The sequence below is a fragment of the Variovorax sp. PvP013 genome (assembly GCF_050435945.1).
In the GTDB taxonomy this organism is placed as follows: domain Bacteria; phylum Pseudomonadota; class Gammaproteobacteria; order Burkholderiales; family Burkholderiaceae_C; genus Variovorax.
The window spans coordinates 124,914-141,793 of sequence record NZ_JBNDLF010000003.1 but is presented as its reverse complement, the minus strand read 5'-3'; the positions used below and the strand labels follow the sequence as shown (position 1 = coordinate 141,793).

The window sequence follows — 16,880 nt, the reverse complement described above, 5'->3', positions numbered from 1 at the left end:
TCATGGATTTCACGCTCGAAGCCTTGGAAACGCCCGCTTTGACGAAGGCGCATCTGGCCGAACTGCTGTTCGAGCAGATCGGCCTGAACAAGCGCGAATCGAAGGACATGATCGAGGCGTTCTTCGAACTGGTGGCGACCAGTTTGATCGAGGGCACCGACGTCAAGATCTCCGGCTTCGGCAATTTCCAGATCCGCATGAAGGCGCCGCGCCCAGGGCGCAATCCGCGAACAGGCGAGGCCATCCCGATCGGCGAGCGTCGCGTGGCGACGTTCCACGCCAGCGCCAAGCTCAAGGAACAGATCCAGAACGGCGGCGGAACCGACGAGGCTTCCGACACCGGGTCGACCGAAATCGAGGTTTGGCGAGTCGGTGCCGAATAAGTGCTTGGTCGGCTGCAGGCGCGTGGAGTAACCTTCGAGGTTTGGCTCGTACGGCATTGATTTCAATGGAGAAAGCGCTTCCACCGATTCCCGCCAAGCGCTACTTCACCATTGGTGAGGTAGGCGAACTGTGCGGGGTCAAACCGCACGTGCTGCGTTACTGGGAGCAGGAGTTCACGCAACTGCGTCCCATGAAGCGCCGCGGCAACCGGCGTTACTACCAGCACCATGAAGTGCTCATGATCCGGCGCATCCGAGATCTCCTCTACGACCAGGGATTCACCATCAGCGGGGCACGCAACAAGCTCCAGGAACTCGCGCAGTCCGAACGCGAGCGTCGCAGGGCGATGGTGGAGAACGCCACGACAGGCCGTTTCGAGCCGGACGATGGCGACGTCGAGGTCGAGGAAGAAGGCCGTGGCGTGGACGGTGTCGAGACCACGGACATCGATCGCGAAGTCTGGGAGGCCGCGGTGCACGAATCCTTTCCAACGTTTCCTGCGACGCAGGCCACGACGGTCGAGACTGCGACCACGTCGATCGATGGTCATCGCGAGCCGCTGCTGCAGGAGCTGCGACGCGAATTGTTTGAAATTCGCGAACTCCTGGCCTTGGAGCCGGGTTTGCGCCGGCTATAATCGCGGGCTTCGGTGTGTGGCGCAGCCTGGTAGCGCACTTGCATGGGGTGCAAGGGGTCGAAGGTTCGAATCCTTTCACACCGACCAACATGGAAACGGGTCGGCAACTTCAAGTTGCCGACCCGTTTTTCTTTGGCCATGGCAAATTCGGCGGATTGGAAGATTTGAAGAAGCCAGCGATCGAAAGTCCCCGCCATGCGCATGCGAAAAAAAGCTGATCTGCCTCAAAAGAACTGCCTGCGTTGCGGTCTGCCCTTCACTTGGCGCAAGAAGTGGAGCAAGGATTGGGAAGCGGTGAAGTACTGCTCGGAGCGCTGCCGCAACGAACGCAAGAGCGGTTGAAGGTCGTCATGTGCCTCGCGATGCTTCGACCGGGCTTCTCGTTTTTCCTGTCGGTCCGCACCGACGCCGTTTGGGCTTGGCTGCTTGCGCACGCGGTTCCAGCAACTCCTGAAAAAGAGGCCATTCAAGGAGTCGCCCATGACAAACGGTACCCACCTCCCAGTTCCCGATCTTCCGACACCCATCACGACGCCCGACCCCGTCGAAGAAGATCCGTCGCAACTGCCTGTCGAGCCGGAACTCGATCCTTCGAATCCGGCCAAGCCCTTGAGCGTCGCAGGATCACGGGTTTCCAGAACGATCTCGAATCGCATCCGCTCGCTCCATACCGCCACGAGACTTCGATTCGTGGCCAACCGGCAATTCATGCGAGCCGCGACCTTTCGCTGGCCGAACATCAAGGCGTCGGTGCTGCCCACCTAGGAAGCAAATACTCCGCCGGCTTGCGATAAGCTGGCCGGATGAATGATCTAGATTGTGTCGTCGTCGGTGCGGGTGTCGTCGGTTTGGCGGTAGCACGCGCATTGGCATTGCAGGGGCGTGACGTGATGGTGCTCGAAGCGGCATCGTCCATAGGGACCGGCATCAGTTCGCGCAGCAGCGAAGTCATCCATGCAGGGATGTACTACCCGCAGGGCTCGATGAAGGCGAAGTTGTGCGTCGAGGGTCGACGCCTCCTTTACGAGTACGCCGTCGAACGAGGGGTGCCGCATCGGCGCTGCGGCAAGTTGATCGTGGCGACCTCGGAACCACAGAAGGCCTATCTGCAGAAGATCATGGCCAGTGGCGTCGCCAACGGGATTCCGGATCTGACGCTTCTCACGGCCGAGGAAGCCAAGTCCATCGAGCCGCAACTCCAGTGCAGTGCCGCGCTGCATTCGCCGAGCACCGGTATCGTCGACAGCCATGCGCTCATGCTGTCCTATCAAGGTGACATCGAGAACGTGGGCGGCATGGTCGTGTTCAAGACCGGCGTGAGAGGTGGTCGATGCGATTCTCGGGGGATCGAACTGATCCTGGAGGACGACACGGTCGTGCGATGCCGGACGCTGGTGAATTCGGCCGGCCTCGACGCGCCTCTGCTGGCGCGAAGACTGGCCGGGCTGTCCTCCGAATTCGTTCCCACACCTCATTACGCCAAGGGCAGCTACTTCACGCTGGCGGGCAAGGCGCCCTTCGAGCGACTCATCTATCCCGTGCCTGAAGCCGCAGGCCTCGGGGTTCATCTGACGCTCGATCTCGGGGGCCAGGCCCGTTTCGGCCCCGATGTCGAATGGGTGTCCTCGCCCGACGATCTGGTCGTCGATCCGGCGCGCTGTGCCGGCTTCTACGCCGAAGTGCGGCGCTACTGGCCGGGGCTGAAGGACGACAGCCTGGTTCCCGCCTACGCCGGCATGCGACCGAAGATTTCGGGACCCGGTGAGCCTGCCGAGGATTTCCGCATCCAGGGTCCCGCGGTGCACGGCATTCCCGGACTCGTGAACCTGTTCGGCATCGAGTCGCCCGGCCTGACCAGCAGCCTGGCCATCGGCGCGCACGTGGCGCAAATGCTGGAGGCCGCGTGAATCGTCTGTAACATGAAGTGGCATGCCATTTGCGGGCATGCGGGTTACCGGCACTCGGCCGGCATTTCGCGTGAAGGAACGTTTTTCCCATGAGTGCAGCCAACAACCTCGAAGCAGCCTCCAACGCGGTGATCGAGGACATCGCCACCGAAGTCAAGGTCGGGCTCGGCGGCAAGGACCTCGAGGCCAATCCGCAGATCAAGGCGCTGCGCCAGCGTCTGGAGGCCAAGATCACCATCGCACGCGAACTCGCGGCCGAGAAGGCCAAGATCGCGGCGCACAAGGCCAAGGAAGCGGCGAACACGGCCAACGCCTACGCGCACGACGAACCCTGGCAGATCGCCGCCGGCGCGATGGCGGTCGGCGTGTTGGTCGGCCTGTTGATCTCGACGAGACGCTGAGGCATCGACGCGCTGCGACAGGCGAGTCCTTCCCCGTCACATCCGCTTCAGCGCCGCGCTGAGCGCAATGCTCGGGCCGTCTGCGTGACGAGACCGGGTCCGCGGTAGATGAGGCCGGTGTAGATCTGCACCGCGTCCGCACCGGCGTCGATCTTGGCCTGGGCATGGACCGCATCGAGGATGCCGCCGACACCGATGATCGGATAGCCCGGACCCAGCGCGCCGCGCAGTTGCGCGACGACCCGATCGCTGGCTTCGCGCACCGGCGCACCCGACAGTCCTCCCGTTTCGGCCGCATGGGGCAGACCCTGGACCGCGTCGCGCGACAGCGTGGTGTTCGTCGCGACGACACCGTCCACGCCATGGCGCCGGAGGGCGGCGGCGATGACTTCGACCTGTGCGGACACCAGATCCGGGGCGATCTTCAGGAAGATCGGCACCCGCCGGCCCTGCGACTGCGCGAGCCGCCCGCGGCGTTCCATCAGGGCCTGCAGCAAGCCATCGAGCGCCTCGTCGCTCTGGAGCGAACGCAGGTTGGCGGTGTTCGGACTGGAGATGTTCACCGTCACGTAGTCGGCATGCGGATAGACGCCTTCCAGGCAGGTCAGATAGTCGTCCGTGGCGCGTTCGATCGGCGTCGCCGCGTTCTTGCCGATGTTCAGGCCGAGCAGCATCGCCGGCATGTGCTCGGGCCGACCGCGTTGCCGGTGGAAACGCGAGCGCCGCACGTTGGCGACGAAGGCGTCGAGCCCGTCGTTGTTGAAGCCCAACCGGTTGATCAGTGCCTGGCGTTCCGGCAGCCGGAACATGCGCGGCTTCGGATTGCCCGGCTGCGCCTTCGGCGTCACGGTACCGACCTCCACGAAACCGAAGCCCATCGCGGCGAAGGCATCGATGCAGCGCGCGTTCTTGTCGAGCCCGGCGGCGAGGCCCACCCGGTTGGGGAAGGTCAGACCGGCCAGCGTGACCGGGTCCTCGACCCGCCGCGTCCGGTAGAGGCGGTCGAGTGGGGTGTTCTGGCTGCGCTCCAGGGCACCGAGAGTGACTTCGTGGGCATGCTCGGGATCGAGCCCGAAGAGGACGGGTCGGGCGAGTCCATAGAGGGACGAGGTCAGCGGCATCGGATAATTCCCGGCTTCGATTGTTCGGAACAACCCAGGATTCTCCCCGATGACCACACCCCGCTTCACCCAGGACGAACTCAAGTCGCAGGTCGGCCGCGCCGCGCTCGACCATGTCGTGAGGGGTGCCATCGTCGGGGTGGGCACCGGCTCCACGGTCAACAAGTTCATCGAGGCGCTGGCCGACATCAAGGACGACATCGAGGGCGCGGTGTCGAGTTCGCTGGCTTCGACCGAGCGCCTGCGCGCGCTCGGCATCCGGGTGTTCGACAGCAACGAGGTCGACGAACTGGCCGTCTACATCGATGGCGCCGACGAGATCGACGGCCACGGCTTCATGGTCAAGGGCGGTGGCGCCGCGCTCACGCGCGAGAAGATCGTGGCGGCGCAGTCGCGCCGCTTCGTCTGCATCGCCGATGCGTCCAAGCGCGTCGACGTGCTCGGCACGTTCCCGCTGCCGGTCGAGGTGATCCCGATGGCGGCGCGCCGCGTCATGCGACAGTTCGAGCGCCTGGGCGGCATCGCCCAGGTGCGCGAGAGGGACGGCGTGGCCCTGGTGACCGACAACGGCCAGCACATCGTCGACGTGACCGGGCTGAGGATCACCGACCCGCTCGGTTTCGAGACCGAGGTCAGCCAGTGGCCGGGCGTCGTGACCGTCGGCGTGTTCGCCCACCAGCGCGCCCACGTGTGCCTGCTGGCCACGCCGGACGGCGTCCGGACCCTGCGTTTCGACGGAACGACCGACTGATCAGAACTGGATGCCCGCCGGGTTCTGCGGTGTCGGGCCGCGCGGCACGGGCGTGGCGGGCGCAGGCGGGCCGGCCGCCGGCACCGCATCGCGACCGCTCGCCGTCGTCGATTCGGCGGGCGTGATCGCCACCAACGGCTGTGCCGCCGGACGGCGATAACCGGCGGGCAGTGCAATGCTCTTCGGATAGCCGGCCGCGTCGAGGTATTGCGACCACTCGGTGTCCGCGAAACCCTTGAGCTGTTGCGTGCCGATCGACAGCAGCGGCAGGGCGTCCTGCCCGCTCAGACGCCTCAACGCATCGCTGTCGGCATTCGTCCGGACCTGGCGCTCGTCGAACGGAATGCCGCGCGCGGCGAGCAGGGCGCGGCCCGCGTCGCAGGGCTCGCAGTCGTCGCGCGTGTAGATCGTGACCGGGTAGCGCTGCACGACCTGGCGCAGTTCGTAGGGCAGCCCGGCGCCGCCGCCATCGAGCACCGATGCGCCCGCTGGTGCCACCGGCTGGGCATTGGCCGCCGGCGGCTGGTCCGAGAACACGACCTGGCCGTTGCGGTCGAGATGGCGGTAGATGGGCTGGGCCGCGACGACGGCGGGTCCGGCCATCGCCAGCAAGGTGGCAGCGCCGGCGAGCATCCGGGCGAGTGAGGCGGCGGGCATCATGAGAGGAACGTCTTTCGTGATGTGGGGACCGCCCGAGTATGTCAGGCGGTCTCCGTCCGCTGCGGCGTGCAGATGAAAGCCTCGCCCAGGGGCGGCCTGCGGATCAGGCCGGCTGCGGCTCGGCCATGCCCTGGTGGCGCAGCAGGGCGTCGAGCTGCGGTTCGCGGCCGCGGAAGGCCTTGAACGACTCCATCGCGCTGCGGCTGCCGCCGGCCTCGAGGATCGCCTGGCGGTACCTGCGCCCGGTCTCGACGCTGGGCAGGCCGTCGTCGCCCACCGTTTCCTCGAAGGCCGCGTAGGCGTCAGCGCTCAGCACCTCGGCCCACTTGTAGCTGTAGTAACCGGCCGCGTAGCCGCCCGAGAAGATGTGGCTGAAGGTGTTGGGCGTGCGGCTGAAGGACGGCGAGGGCATCACGGCGACCTCGCGGCGCACGTCGGCGAGCAGTCCCAGCACGCCGCCGTCCGGCGCGCTCGCGGCCTGGTACTCGGTGTGCAGCAGCATGTCGAAGAGCGACAACTCGATCTGGCGCAAGGTCTGCAGGCCGCTCTGGAAGTTCTTGGCCGCCGTCATTTTGTCGAACAGCGCGCGCGGCAGCGGCTCGCCGCTGTCGACGTGCCCGGTCATGTGGCGCAGCACGTCCCACTCCCAGCAGAAGTTCTCCATGAACTGACTGGGCAGTTCGACCGCGTCCCATTCGACGCCGCTGATGCCCGAGACGTCGCGCTCGTTCACGCGGGTGAGCATGTGGTGCAGGCCGTGGCCGAACTCGTGGAACAGCGTGGTCACGTCGTCGTGCGTGAGCAGTGGCGGCTTCCCGCCGACGCCCTCGGCGAAATTGCACACGAGATGCGCGACGGGGGTCTGCAGCGCCCCGGTGTCGGGGCGGACCCAGCGTCCACGCACGTCGTCCATCCAGGCGCCGCCGCGCTTGCCCTGGCGCGCGGACGGGTCGAGGTAGAACTGGCCGACGAGTTCGCCAGCGCGCTCGATGCGGTAGAACTCGACCGTCGGATGCCAGACCGGCGCGCTGTCGCGGCGGATCGCCACCTCAAACAAGGTCTCGACGATCTTGAACAGGCCGCCCATGACCTTCGGTGCCGGGAAATACGGCTTCACTTCCTGCTCGCTGTAGGCGTAGCGCGCCTCCTTGAGCTTCTCGCCGACGTAGCTCCAATCCCAGGGCTGCGGATCGTCGAGGCCGAGCTGCGAGGAGGCGAAGGAGCGCAGGTCGACGAGATCGCGTTCGCCGTAGGGCCGCGCTTTGACGGCCAGGTCGCGCAGGAACTTCACGACCTGCTCGGGCGAATCGGCCATCTTGGGCACGACCGAGAGTTCGCCGAAGTTTCGGTAGCCCAGGAGCCGGGCTTCTTCCTCGCGCAGCGCCAGGATCTCGGCGATGAGTGCCGTGTTGTCGAAGGCCGGATCGCCCAGGTCGCTGGCGCGGGTGCCGAAGGCACGGTAGAGGTGCTCGCGCAGGTCGCTGCGCTTGGCGAACTGCATCACCGGCAGGTAGCACGGCATCTTCAGCGTGAGCTTGTAGCCGGCCTTGCCTTCGGCCTCGGCGGCGGCGCGGGCGGCGTTGACCACGTCCTCGGGCAGGCCCTCGAGCTCGCTCGCGTCGGCGTAGTAGGCGAAGGCGTCGGTGGCGTCGAGCGCGTTCTCGCTGAACTTCTGGCCCAGTTCGGCCTGGCGCTCCTGGATCGCGGCGAAGCGCTCCTTGGCCGCGCCCTGCAGGTCGGCGCCACCGAGCACGAAGTTGCGCACCGCGTTGCGGTGCGCCTGGCGCTGCTCGGCGTTCAGGGTGGCGGGATCGATGGCCTTGTACTTGGCGAACAGCCGCTCGTCGGAGCCCAGGCGCGTCCAGAACGCGGTGACGCGGGGCATCGCCTCGTTGTAGGCGGCGCGCAGCTCGGGCGTGTCGGCCACGGCGTTCAGGTGCCCGACGGCGCTCCAGGCACGGCCGAAGCGTTCGGAGGCGACGTCCAGCACCTTCGAGATGGCGAGCCAGTCGGTCGGGAATTCCGGTGCGGTCACGGTCTGCAGCGCGGCCTCGGATTCGGTGAGGAGGGCGTCGACGGCGGGTGCGACGTGCTCGGGCCGGATGCGGTCGAACAGCGGCAGGTCGGTGAAGTCGAGGAGCGGATTGGACGTGGTGTTCATGGAGTTCATCTGGCGCCGCGTGGCGGCAAGTTCAAGTCGGGGTGGCCGCGCGTTCGGCCGCTTCCAGCGTGTTGACCAGCAGCATCGTGATGGTCATGGGGCCGACGCCGCCGGGCACCGGCGTGATCCAGCCGGCGACCTCGCGCACGCCGGCGAAGTCGACGTCGCCGCAGAGCTTGCCTTCGTCGTTGCGGTTCATGCCGACGTCGATGACGACGGCGCCGGGCTTGACCATGTCGGCGGTCAGCACGTTGCGCTTGCCGACGGCGGCGACGACGACGTCGGCCTGGCGCGTGAAGGCGCCGAGGTCGGCGGTGGCGCTGTGGCAGACGGTGACGGTGGCGTGCTTGGCCAGCAGCATCAGCGCCATCGGCTTGCCCACGATGTTGCTGCGGCCGATGACCACCGCGTGCTTGCCGCGCAGGTCGCAGCCAATCGATTCGAGCATCTTCATGCAGCCGTAGGGCGTGCAGGGCCAGAAGCCGCTCGCGCCGGTCATCAATGCGCCGGCGCTCGCGACGTGGAAGCCGTCGACGTCCTTGTGCGGCGCGATCGCCTCGATCACCTTCTGGGCGTCGATGTGCGCCGGCAGGGGCAGCTGGACGAGGATGCCGTGGATGGCCGGGTCGGCGTTGAGGGCGTCGACGCGCGCGAGCAGTTCGGCCTCGCCGAGGTCGGCGGGGTACTTCTCCAGCACCGAATGCAGGCCGTTGTCCTCGCAGGCCTTGACCTTGTTGCGCACGTAGACCTGGCTGGCGGGGCTGTCGCCGACCAGGACCACCGCCAGGCCGGGGGTCGTGCCGCGTGCTTTCAGGGCCGCGGCGCGCCGGGCCACGTCGGCGCGCAGGGTGTGCGAGAGGGCATTGCCGTCGATGAGTTGGGCTGTCATGGGAGGATTCGATTTTCCAAGTGGAAACGCCCGCTTGCGCAGGCGTTCCGAGCGGTTGTCGCTATGCGTGCGATAGCGGGGTCGGGGGGAGTCAGGGGGTCTTGGCCGTCGGCTGGACCTGGCCGAGCGCGATCTTGAGCAGGTCGGCGACGGTGTTGGCATTGAGCTTTTCCATGATGTTGGCGCGGTGCGCCTCCACCGTCTTGATGCTGATGCCGAGGTCGTCGGCGATCTGCTTGTTCAGGCGGCCGGCGACGATGCGCTCGAGCACCTGGGCCTCGCGGCCGGTGAGTTTGGACAGCAGCGCGTCGCGGCTGGCGGACTGCTGGTGCTGCGCGAAGGCGTCGCGCGCGTGTTCGAGCATGCGCTCGACCAGCGTCACGAGCTGGTCCTCGTTGAAGGGCTTCTGGATGAAGTCCATCGCGCCCTTCTTCATCGAGTCGACCGCCATCGGCACGTCGCCGTGACCGGTGATGACGACGATCGGCAGCGGCGAGCGGCGCTCGATCAAACGGTCCTGGAGTTCGATGCCCGACATGCCGCCCATGCGGATGTCGACGATCAGGCAGGCGACTTCGCGCGGGTCGTAGCGGGAGAGAAAGGATTCGGCGGAATCGAAGCAGCGGACCCGGTAGTCCTTGCCTTCGAGCAGCCACTGGAGCGAATCGCGCACCGCTTCGTCATCGTCGACGACGTAGACCGTGCCCTTCTTCGGAATCAAGCTCATGCGGGTACCTTCGCCTCGTCGTTTGCTATGGAATTCGTAGCGTCCGACACCGGAATCCAGAAGGAGAAACGGCATCCGACCACATCCGATCCATTGTAGATGTTCTCCGCCTGCATCCGTCCGCGGTGGGATTCGACGATGGTGCGGCAGAGGTTCAGGCCGATGCCCATGCCTTCGGGCTTGGTGGAGAAGAACGCCTCGTAGAGCCGGTCCATGACCTCGGGCGCCAGGCCGCGGCCGGTGTCCTGCACCGAGAACTCGACCGCCGCCTGGGCCTCGATGGTCTTGGGCAGCACGCGCAGCTCGACGCTGCGCCGCGCCAGCGGCCGCCTGGCGTTGTCGATCGACTCGGCCGCGTTCTTCAGCAGGTTGACCAGCACCTGCTCGATCAGGATCGGATCGACCCGCACGATGGGCAGGCGTGCCGCGACGTAGTGGTTGAGCCGCACGTTGTGGCGGCGCAGCTCGATGCCGGCGAGTTCGACCGCCTCGCTCACCATCGTCGCCACGTCCGACGGCGTGCGGTTGGGTTCGCTGCGTTTCACGAACGAGCGGATGCGCTGGATGATCTGGCCGGCCCGCTGCGCCTGCTTGGAGGTCTTGTCGAGCGCGGCGAGGAGGGCGTCGGTGTCGATCTGCTGGTTGCGGATGCGCGACATCATCCCGTTGCAGTAGTTGGTGATGGCGGTGAGCGGCTGGTTGAGCTCGTGCGCGACGCTGGAGGCCATCTCGCCCATCGTGATGAGCCGGCTCGACGCATGCGCGCGGTCGGCCTGCGCCGCGGCCAGTTCCTCGGCGTCGCGCCGGGGGGTGATGTCGGTGGCGATGACGAGCTGCGCCAGGCGGCCGTCGACCCAGGTCAGGTAGCGCGAGCGCACCTCCAGCCACTTGCCCAGTTGCGGCACGAAGATCTCGTTGTTGGCCGGCTGGGCGGCGGTCAGCGTGTCGATGGGCAGGCCGGCGAACGGATCGACGTCGTCGAGCGCGTCGTCGTGCGCGGCCGAGGCCGGCACGCCCGCCTGGGCGACCATGCCCAGGTGGCCGATGGTGTCGGAGCCGAACCAGAGCCGGTAGAGCTTGTTGGCGAACAGCAGCTCCTCGCTGCCGATGGGCGCCACCGACACCGCCGCGTCGAGCGCTTCCAGCACGGTCGTGAAGCGCTCGTAGGAGGCCGACAGCTGCTCGCGGATGCGGGTCGGCTCGGTGATGTCGGTCATCGAGGTCATCCAGCCGGCCTGGTGGCCGCGCGCGTCGATGAGCGGCGAGACGTAGAGCCGGGCGTTGAAGACCGTGCCGTTCTTGCGTCGCACCCGCACCTGGAAGCCGCCGGGCAGGGCGCGGCCGTGGATCTCTTCTTCCAGCCGCTCGTTCATGACCTCGCGCTCGGACTCCAGCCAGTAGGGGAAGGGCGGCTTCTTGCCCACGAGGTCGGCCTCGCTCCAGCCGGTCATGGCGCAGAAGGCGGCGTTCACGTAGGTGATGCGGCCTTCGAGGTCGAGCACGCGCATGCCCGTGAGCATGGAGTTCTCCATCGCGCGGCGGAAGTTGGTCTCGGCCACCAGTGCCTGCTGCGTCTGCAGCCGCCGCCGGGTGTGGCGCCAGGTGCCGATGAGCATCCAGGCCGTGAGCACGCTCAGTGCGCCCACCAGCCAGAAGAGCCCGTTGCCCACCAGCCCGGGCGAGGTGCGGTAGGCCTGCGCACGCAGAATCAGACCGTTGCCCACCGGCGAGACCGGCACTTCGTATTCGTTGGTGCGCTCGGCCCAGGGCAGCATGCGCGCGCCGCTCTCGCGCGGGTTGACCGTGTTGCCCGCCAGCAGGCCGCCCTTGCCGTCGAGCAGCGCTACGGCGTAGCGCGCGGCCACCTCGGGCGGCACGCCGTAGCGCAGCAGGCTGTCGATGGAGAACTCGCCGAGCACGACGCCCGCGAACAATCCTTGCTCGTACAGCGGGATGTGCAGCTGCAGCATGGGATTGGGATCGTCGCCCTTCATCGGTTGCGAATAGACCGGCTGACTGAGTTCGCGGGCCAGGGCGTAGTTGCTTTCGATCTCGCCCGGACGCAGCACGTCGTCGACCGGGTGCTGCTGCGCCGGATGCACGCTCGGCGCGGCATGGCTGGCCTTGAAGCGGCGGCGGTCGTCGATCCAGCTGAGGGCCTGCAGTTCGGGGTACTGGCTGATCAGCGATTCGGCCCGGCTGGTGAACTCGGGACCGTCGATCTCGCGGTTGGAGGCGTCGCGTGCCAGGCGCATGAGCTGTTCCTGGCGCTCCAGCAGCCGCAGTCGCAGGCGCTGCTGGGCGTATTCGACATCGCGCTTGACCGACTCCTGCTCGCGCTCGACCTCCTCTGCCCGCAGGTACCAGAACGCGCAGACGATGGCCGCCAGGAACAGCACCACCGCGGCCAACGGCGCCAGCATCGCCACGGCGTCCTGCAGCATCGGCGTCTGCCGGCGCCACCAGCGGCGCCACCACGACAGGGGCGACGCCTTCGCGGCACTTCGTGCGGCGGCGAGCGGGTTGAAGTGAGGCATTCGATCGAGTGTAGGGGAAGCCCCTAATGTGGCGGTCACGACGCCTTCGGAAAAACCGTTCAGACTGGCAGGCGCCTGTTTCGCCCAGGTCGCTGGCCATCGGATCAATCGACTAAATTTCACATGAAGAAAACATAAAACACCATTTGAAATTCGACTGGTTATGTGAGACATTTCCGCCTAATTTTTCAAGCCACGCCCCCAACAGGAGACAAGCATGTCGGCAATCCCCGAGAACACCCACGGCTCGGCCGCGAACGACGCGGATGCGCAAGAGACCCGTGAATGGACCGACGCGCTGTCCGCGGTCATCCAGAGCGAAGGCCCCGAGCGGGCGCACTTCCTGCTCGAACAGCTGCTCGAGCACGCGCGCCAGAACAGCATCGACAAGCCGTTCTCGGCCAATACGGCTTACATCAACACCCTGGAGCCCGACCAGGAAGAACGCTCGCCGGGCAACCTGGAGATCGAGGAGCGCCTGCGTTCCTACATGCGCTGGAACGCGATGGCGATGGTGGTCAAGGCCAACCGCCTGCACCCGCCCGAAGGTGGCGATCTCGGCGGCCACATCGGCTCCTTCGCCTCGCTGGCGAGCATGTTCGGCGCCGGCTTCAACCATTTCTGGCACGCCGAGAGCGAGAACCACGGCGGCGACTGCCTCTACATCCAGGGCCACGTATCCCCGGGCATCTACGCCCGCGCCTACCTCGAAGGCCGCCTGACTGAGGAGCAGCTGCTCAACTTCCGCCAGGAAGTCGACGGCAAGGGCCTGTCGAGCTACCCTCATCCGAAGCTGATGCCCGAGTTCTGGCAGTTCCCGACCGTCTCGATGGGCCTGGGCCCGCTGATGGCGATCTATCAGGCGCGCTTTCTGAAGTACCTGCACGCCCGCGGCATCGCCAACACCGAGAACCGCAAGGTCTGGGTCTTCTGCGGCGACGGCGAAATGGACGAGGTCGAGTCGCTCGGTGCCATCGGTCTGGCCGCGCGCGAGAAGCTCGACAACCTGGTGTTCGTCATCAACTGCAACCTGCAGCGCCTCGACGGCCCGGTGCGCGGCAACGGCAAGATCATCCAGGAGCTCGAAGGCGAGTTCCGCGGTGCCGGCTGGAACGTCCTCAAGCTGATCTGGGGTTCCGGCTGGGACCCGCTGCTCGCCCGCGACAAGGAAGGCGCGCTGCGCAAGCTGATGATGGAGACGAACGACGGCGACTACCAGTCGTTCAAGGCCAACGACGGCGCCTACGTGCGCAAGAACTTCTTCGGCCGCGATCCGCGCACCCTGGAGATGGTCGCCAAGATGAGCGACGACGACATCTGGGCGCTGCGCCGCGGCGGCCACGACGCGCAGAAGGTCTATGCGGCCTTCGACGCCGCGGTCAAGCACAAGGGTCAGCCGACCGTGCTGCTGGTCAAGACCGTCAAGGGCTTCGGCATGGGCAAGATCGGCGAGGGCAAGAACAACGTCCACCAGACCAAGAAACTGGCCGACGAGGACATCAAGACCTTCCGCGACCGCTTCAACATCCCGATCCCGGACAGCCAGCTCGCCGACATCCCGTTCTACAAGCCGGCCGACGACACCCCGGAGATGAAGTACCTGCACGAACGCCGCAAGGCGCTCGGCGGCTACCTGCCGCACCGTCGCGTGAAGGCCGACGAGAGCTTCACCGTGCCGGCGCTGGAGACCTTCAAGTCGGTGCTGGAGCCGACCGCCGAGGGCCGCGAGATCTCCACCACGCAGGCCTACGTGCGCTTCCTCACGCAGCTGCTGCGCGACCAGGCGCTGGGCCCGCGCGTCGTGCCGATCCTGGTCGACGAGGCCCGCACCTTCGGCATGGAGGGGTTGTTCCGCCAGATCGGCATCTACAACCCCGCCGGCCAGCAGTACACCCCGGTCGACAAGGACCAGGTCATGTACTACAAGGAGGACAAGGCCGGCCAGATCCTGCAGGAAGGCATCAACGAGGCCGGCGGCATGTCCAGCTGGATCGCCGCGGCGACGTCGTACTCGACGAACAACCGCATCATGGTGCCGTTCTACGTGTATTACTCGATGTTCGGCTTCCAGCGCATCGGCGACCTGGCCTGGGCGGCCGGCGACATGCAGGCACGCGGCTTCCTGCTCGGCGGCACTTCGGGGCGCACCACGCTCAACGGCGAAGGACTGCAGCACGAGGACGGCCACAGCCACATCCTGGCCAACACCATCCCCAACTGCGTGAGCTACGACCCGACCTTCGCGCACGAGGTCGGCGTGATCCTGCACCACGGCCTGAAGCGCATGGTGGAGAAGCAGGACAACGTCTACTACTACCTGACGCTGCTCAACGAGAACTACGCCATGCCCGGCCTGCAGCCCGGCACCGAGGAACAGATCATCAAGGGCATGTACCTGTGCCGCCAGGCCCCGGTGGTCAAGCCGGCCAAGGGCGCCAAGGCGGCGCCGACCGTGCAGCTGCTGGGCAGTGGCACCATCCTGCGCGAGAGCTTCTTCGCCCAGGAACTGCTGGAGAAGGACTGGGGCGTGAGCGCGGCGGTGTGGAGCTGCACCAGCTTCAACGAACTCACCCGCGACGGCCAGGACGCCGACCGCTGGAATTTGCTGCACCCGACCAGCGAGGCGCGCGTGTCCTTCGTGGGCCAGCAGCTCGCCGCCAGCGAAGGCCCGGTGGTGGCCTCGACCGACTACATGAAGGCCTACGCCGAGCAGATCCGCCCCTACATCCCCAAGGGCCGCACCTACAAGGTCCTGGGCACCGACGGTTTCGGCCGCAGCGACTTCCGCAGCAAGCTGCGCGAACACTTCGAGATCAATCGCCACTTCATCGTCGTCTCCGCGCTCAAGGCGCTGGCCGAGGACGGCGTGCTGCCGGCATCGAAGGTCGCCGAAGCGATCGCCAAGTACGGCATCAACGCCGAAAAGGCCAACCCGCTCTACGCCTGACAGCAAGCGCAACCCACAACCGACGCGCCCCACGGGCGGGAGACAACAGACATGGCAGCAGTGGAAGTCAAGGTGCCGGACATCGGCGATTTCGATGAAGTCGCGGTGATCGAGGTGCTGGTTAAGGTGGGCGACACGGTCAAGGCCGAACAGTCGCTCATCACGGTGGAATCGGACAAGGCCTCGATGGAGATCCCATCGTCGACGGCCGGCGTCGTCAAGGAGATCAAGGTCGCGGTCGGCGGCAAGGTCAAGGAAGGCTCGGTCGTGCTGATCGTGGAGGCCGAGGGCGCCGCAGGCGCAGCGCCCGCGCCCGCATCCGCGCCGGCTGCCGCCGCGCCGGCGCCCGCTGCGGCTCCGGCCGCAGCGGCCCCTTCCCCGGCGCCTGCGGCGGCCCCTGCCGCCGCGGCCGGTCCGATCGAGATCAAGGTGCCCGACATCGGCGACTTCAAGGACGTCGCGGTGATCGAGGTGCTGGTGAAGGTCGGCGACACGGTCAAGGCCGAGCAATCGCTCATCACGGTCGAATCCGACAAGGCCTCGATGGAGATCCCGTCGTCGCATGCCGGCGTGCTCAAGGAACTCAAGGTCAAGGTCGGCGACACCGTGAACATCGGCGATCTGATCGCCATGCTCGAAGGCGCGGGCGGCGGCGCGGCCCCGGCCGCCGCGCCGGCCCCTGCGGCATCGGCCCCGGCGCCCGTGGCCGCCGCGCCGGCACCGGCCGCCGCTGCCGCGGCACCGGCGTCGTCGACGGCATCGGCCCCGGCACCCGCCGCGCACAACCCGACGGTCGCGCCCTCGGGCAGCCTGCCGCATGCCTCGCCGTCGGTGCGCAAGTTCGCCCGCGAACTCGGCGTGCCGCTCGAGGAGGTCAAGGGCACCGGTCCCAAGGGCCGCATCACGCAGGAAGACATCCAGGGCTTCACCCGCTCGGTGATGAGCGGCCAGACGACGACCAAGGCTGCCGCGGCGTCCGCCAAGCCGGCGGCATCCGGTGGTGGCGACGGTGCCGGCCTGGGCCTGATCCCCTGGCCGAAGGTCGATTTCGCGAAGTTCGGCGCGGTCGAGCGCAAGGACCTCTCGCGCATCAAGAAGATCAGCGGCGCGAACCTGCACCGCAACTGGGTGATGATCCCGCACGTCACCAACAACGACGAGGCCGACATCACCGAACTGGAAGCCTTCCGCGTCTCCACCAACAAGGAGAACGAGAAGTCGGGCGTGAAGGTCACGATGCTGGCCTTCGTGATCAAGGCCATGGTCTCGGCGCTGCGCAAGTTCCCCGAGTTCAACACCAGCCTCGACGGCGACCAGCTGGTCTACAAGCAGTACTTCAACATCGGCTTCGCCGCCGACACGCCCAACGGGCTGGTCGTGCCGGTGCTCAAGGACGCCGACAAGAAGGGCGTCATGCAGATCAGCCAGGAGATGGGCGAGCTCGCCAAGAAGGCGCGCGACGGCAAGCTCGGCGCCGCCGACATGCAGGGCGGATCGATCTCGATCAGCTCGCTCGGCGGCATCGGCGGCACGCACTTCACGCCCATCATCAATGCGCCCGAAGTGGCGATCCTGGGCCTGTCCAAGGGCGCCATGAAGCCGGTGTGGGACGGCAAGCAGTTCGTCCCGCGCCTGATGCTGCCGCTGTCGCTGTCGTTCGATCACCGGGTCATCGACGGCGCACTGGCCGCGCGCTTCAACGCCTACCTGGGCCAGGTGCTCGCCGACTTCCGTCGTGTGCTGCTCTAAGAGAACCAA

At 66.8% G+C, this 16,880-nt stretch carries 15 protein-coding genes and 1 tRNA gene; 10 read left to right on the top strand and 6 right to left on the bottom strand.

Features of this window, described 5'->3' with window-relative positions; all coding sequences use genetic code 11:
- Window positions 1-2: 2 nt before the first annotated feature.
- The 7 genes from ABID77_RS11025 (at window position 3) to ABID77_RS10995 (ending at window position 3,329) form a co-directional block, all read left to right on the top strand.
- Window positions 3-383 (top strand): integration host factor subunit alpha, encoded by a 381-nt coding sequence (locus ABID77_RS11025; protein WP_429596120.1) that lies wholly within the window; start codon window positions 3-5, stop codon window positions 381-383.
- Between the two features lie 65 nt (window positions 384-448).
- Window positions 449-1,021, top strand: a complete 573-nt coding sequence (locus ABID77_RS11020; protein ID WP_429595147.1) for a MerR family transcriptional regulator — start codon at window positions 449-451, stop codon at window positions 1,019-1,021.
- 10 nt (window positions 1,022-1,031) lie between these two features.
- A tRNA-Pro gene (locus tag ABID77_RS11015) sits at window positions 1,032-1,108 on the top strand.
- Window positions 1,109-1,216: 108 nt separating this feature from the next.
- Complete coding sequence (locus ABID77_RS11010; RefSeq protein WP_429595144.1) at window positions 1,217-1,363, top strand: DUF2256 domain-containing protein; 147 nt, start codon at window positions 1,217-1,219, stop codon at window positions 1,361-1,363.
- Between the two features lie 138 nt (window positions 1,364-1,501).
- Window positions 1,502-1,786, top strand: coding sequence for a hypothetical protein (locus ABID77_RS11005; protein ID WP_429595141.1), 285 nt, complete (start codon window positions 1,502-1,504; stop codon window positions 1,784-1,786).
- Window positions 1,787-1,824: 38 nt separating this feature from the next.
- Window positions 1,825-2,928, top strand: coding sequence for an NAD(P)/FAD-dependent oxidoreductase (locus tag ABID77_RS11000; RefSeq protein WP_429595138.1), 1,104 nt, complete (start codon window positions 1,825-1,827; stop codon window positions 2,926-2,928).
- 89 nt (window positions 2,929-3,017) lie between these two features.
- Window positions 3,018-3,329, top strand: a complete 312-nt coding sequence (locus ABID77_RS10995) for a glycine zipper domain-containing protein (protein ID WP_429595135.1) — start codon at window positions 3,018-3,020, stop codon at window positions 3,327-3,329.
- Between the two features lie 47 nt (window positions 3,330-3,376).
- Here the strand turns inward: ABID77_RS10995 and ABID77_RS10990 are convergent, their stop codons facing one another.
- Window positions 3,377-4,450: a quinone-dependent dihydroorotate dehydrogenase gene (locus ABID77_RS10990; RefSeq protein WP_429595132.1), complete on the bottom strand. Its 1,074-nt coding sequence runs from the start codon at window positions 4,448-4,450 to the stop codon at window positions 3,377-3,379.
- 49 nt (window positions 4,451-4,499) lie between these two features.
- On the opposite strand from ABID77_RS10990, the gene rpiA reads away from it, so the two are divergent.
- Window positions 4,500-5,201, top strand: coding sequence for a ribose-5-phosphate isomerase RpiA (gene rpiA, locus ABID77_RS10985; RefSeq protein WP_429595129.1), 702 nt, complete (start codon window positions 4,500-4,502; stop codon window positions 5,199-5,201).
- Here rpiA and ABID77_RS10980 read toward each other — a convergent pair whose 3' ends face one another.
- The 5 genes from ABID77_RS10980 to ABID77_RS10960 all read right to left on the bottom strand — a co-directional run bounded on the left by ABID77_RS10980 (window position 5,202) and on the right by ABID77_RS10960 (window position 12,175).
- Window positions 5,202-5,861: a glutaredoxin family protein gene (locus ABID77_RS10980; RefSeq protein ID WP_429595126.1), complete on the bottom strand. Its 660-nt coding sequence runs from the start codon at window positions 5,859-5,861 to the stop codon at window positions 5,202-5,204.
- Between the two features lie 103 nt (window positions 5,862-5,964).
- Window positions 5,965-8,022 (bottom strand): M3 family metallopeptidase, encoded by a 2,058-nt coding sequence (locus tag ABID77_RS10975; protein WP_429595124.1) that lies wholly within the window; start codon window positions 8,020-8,022, stop codon window positions 5,965-5,967.
- Window positions 8,023-8,053: 31 nt separating this feature from the next.
- Window positions 8,054-8,911, bottom strand: coding sequence for a bifunctional methylenetetrahydrofolate dehydrogenase/methenyltetrahydrofolate cyclohydrolase FolD (folD, locus tag ABID77_RS10970; protein WP_429595121.1), 858 nt, complete (start codon window positions 8,909-8,911; stop codon window positions 8,054-8,056).
- A 91-nt stretch (window positions 8,912-9,002) separates the two neighbouring features.
- Entirely contained in the window at window positions 9,003-9,638 is a 636-nt protein-coding gene (locus ABID77_RS10965; protein WP_429595118.1) for a response regulator transcription factor, read from the bottom strand.
- Entirely contained in the window at window positions 9,635-12,175 is a 2,541-nt protein-coding gene (locus ABID77_RS10960) for a PAS domain-containing sensor histidine kinase (RefSeq protein ID WP_429595116.1), read from the bottom strand. Before ABID77_RS10960 ends, ABID77_RS10965 begins: the two co-directional genes overlap by 4 nt.
- Before the next feature lie 217 nt (window positions 12,176-12,392).
- Between ABID77_RS10960 and aceE the strand changes: the two genes are divergently transcribed.
- Window positions 12,393-15,122 (top strand): pyruvate dehydrogenase (acetyl-transferring), homodimeric type, encoded by a 2,730-nt coding sequence (gene aceE / locus ABID77_RS10955; protein WP_429595113.1) that lies wholly within the window; start codon window positions 12,393-12,395, stop codon window positions 15,120-15,122.
- 51 nt (window positions 15,123-15,173) lie between these two features.
- Window positions 15,174-16,871 carry a dihydrolipoyllysine-residue acetyltransferase gene (aceF, locus tag ABID77_RS10950; RefSeq protein ID WP_429595110.1) on the top strand — a complete coding sequence of 566 codons (1,698 nt, stop codon included), beginning with the start codon at window positions 15,174-15,176 and terminating at the stop codon, window positions 16,869-16,871.
- The last annotated feature ends 9 nt before the right edge of the window (window positions 16,872-16,880 follow it).

Coding starts and splice junctions, on each gene's coding strand:
- ABID77_RS11025 (WP_429596120.1), top strand. CDS start 3: ATGGATTTCACGCTCGAAGCCTTGGAAACGCCCGCTTTGACGAAGGCG.
- ABID77_RS11020 (WP_429595147.1), top strand. CDS start 449: ATGGAGAAAGCGCTTCCACCGATTCCCGCCAAGCGCTACTTCACCATT.
- ABID77_RS11010 (WP_429595144.1), top strand. CDS start 1,217: ATGCGCATGCGAAAAAAAGCTGATCTGCCTCAAAAGAACTGCCTGCGT.
- ABID77_RS11005 (WP_429595141.1), top strand. CDS start 1,502: ATGACAAACGGTACCCACCTCCCAGTTCCCGATCTTCCGACACCCATC.
- ABID77_RS11000 (WP_429595138.1), top strand. CDS start 1,825: ATGAATGATCTAGATTGTGTCGTCGTCGGTGCGGGTGTCGTCGGTTTG.
- ABID77_RS10995 (WP_429595135.1), top strand. CDS start 3,018: ATGAGTGCAGCCAACAACCTCGAAGCAGCCTCCAACGCGGTGATCGAG.
- ABID77_RS10990 (WP_429595132.1), bottom strand. CDS start 4,450: ATGCCGCTGACCTCGTCCCTCTATGGACTCGCCCGACCCGTCCTCTTC.
- rpiA (WP_429595129.1), top strand. CDS start 4,500: ATGACCACACCCCGCTTCACCCAGGACGAACTCAAGTCGCAGGTCGGC.
- ABID77_RS10980 (WP_429595126.1), bottom strand. CDS start 5,861: ATGATGCCCGCCGCCTCACTCGCCCGGATGCTCGCCGGCGCTGCCACC.
- ABID77_RS10975 (WP_429595124.1), bottom strand. CDS start 8,022: ATGAACACCACGTCCAATCCGCTCCTCGACTTCACCGACCTGCCGCTG.
- folD (WP_429595121.1), bottom strand. CDS start 8,911: ATGACAGCCCAACTCATCGACGGCAATGCCCTCTCGCACACCCTGCGC.
- ABID77_RS10965 (WP_429595118.1), bottom strand. CDS start 9,638: ATGAGCTTGATTCCGAAGAAGGGCACGGTCTACGTCGTCGACGATGAC.
- ABID77_RS10960 (WP_429595116.1), bottom strand. CDS start 12,175: ATGCCTCACTTCAACCCGCTCGCCGCCGCACGAAGTGCCGCGAAGGCG.
- aceE (WP_429595113.1), top strand. CDS start 12,393: ATGTCGGCAATCCCCGAGAACACCCACGGCTCGGCCGCGAACGACGCG.
- aceF (WP_429595110.1), top strand. CDS start 15,174: ATGGCAGCAGTGGAAGTCAAGGTGCCGGACATCGGCGATTTCGATGAA.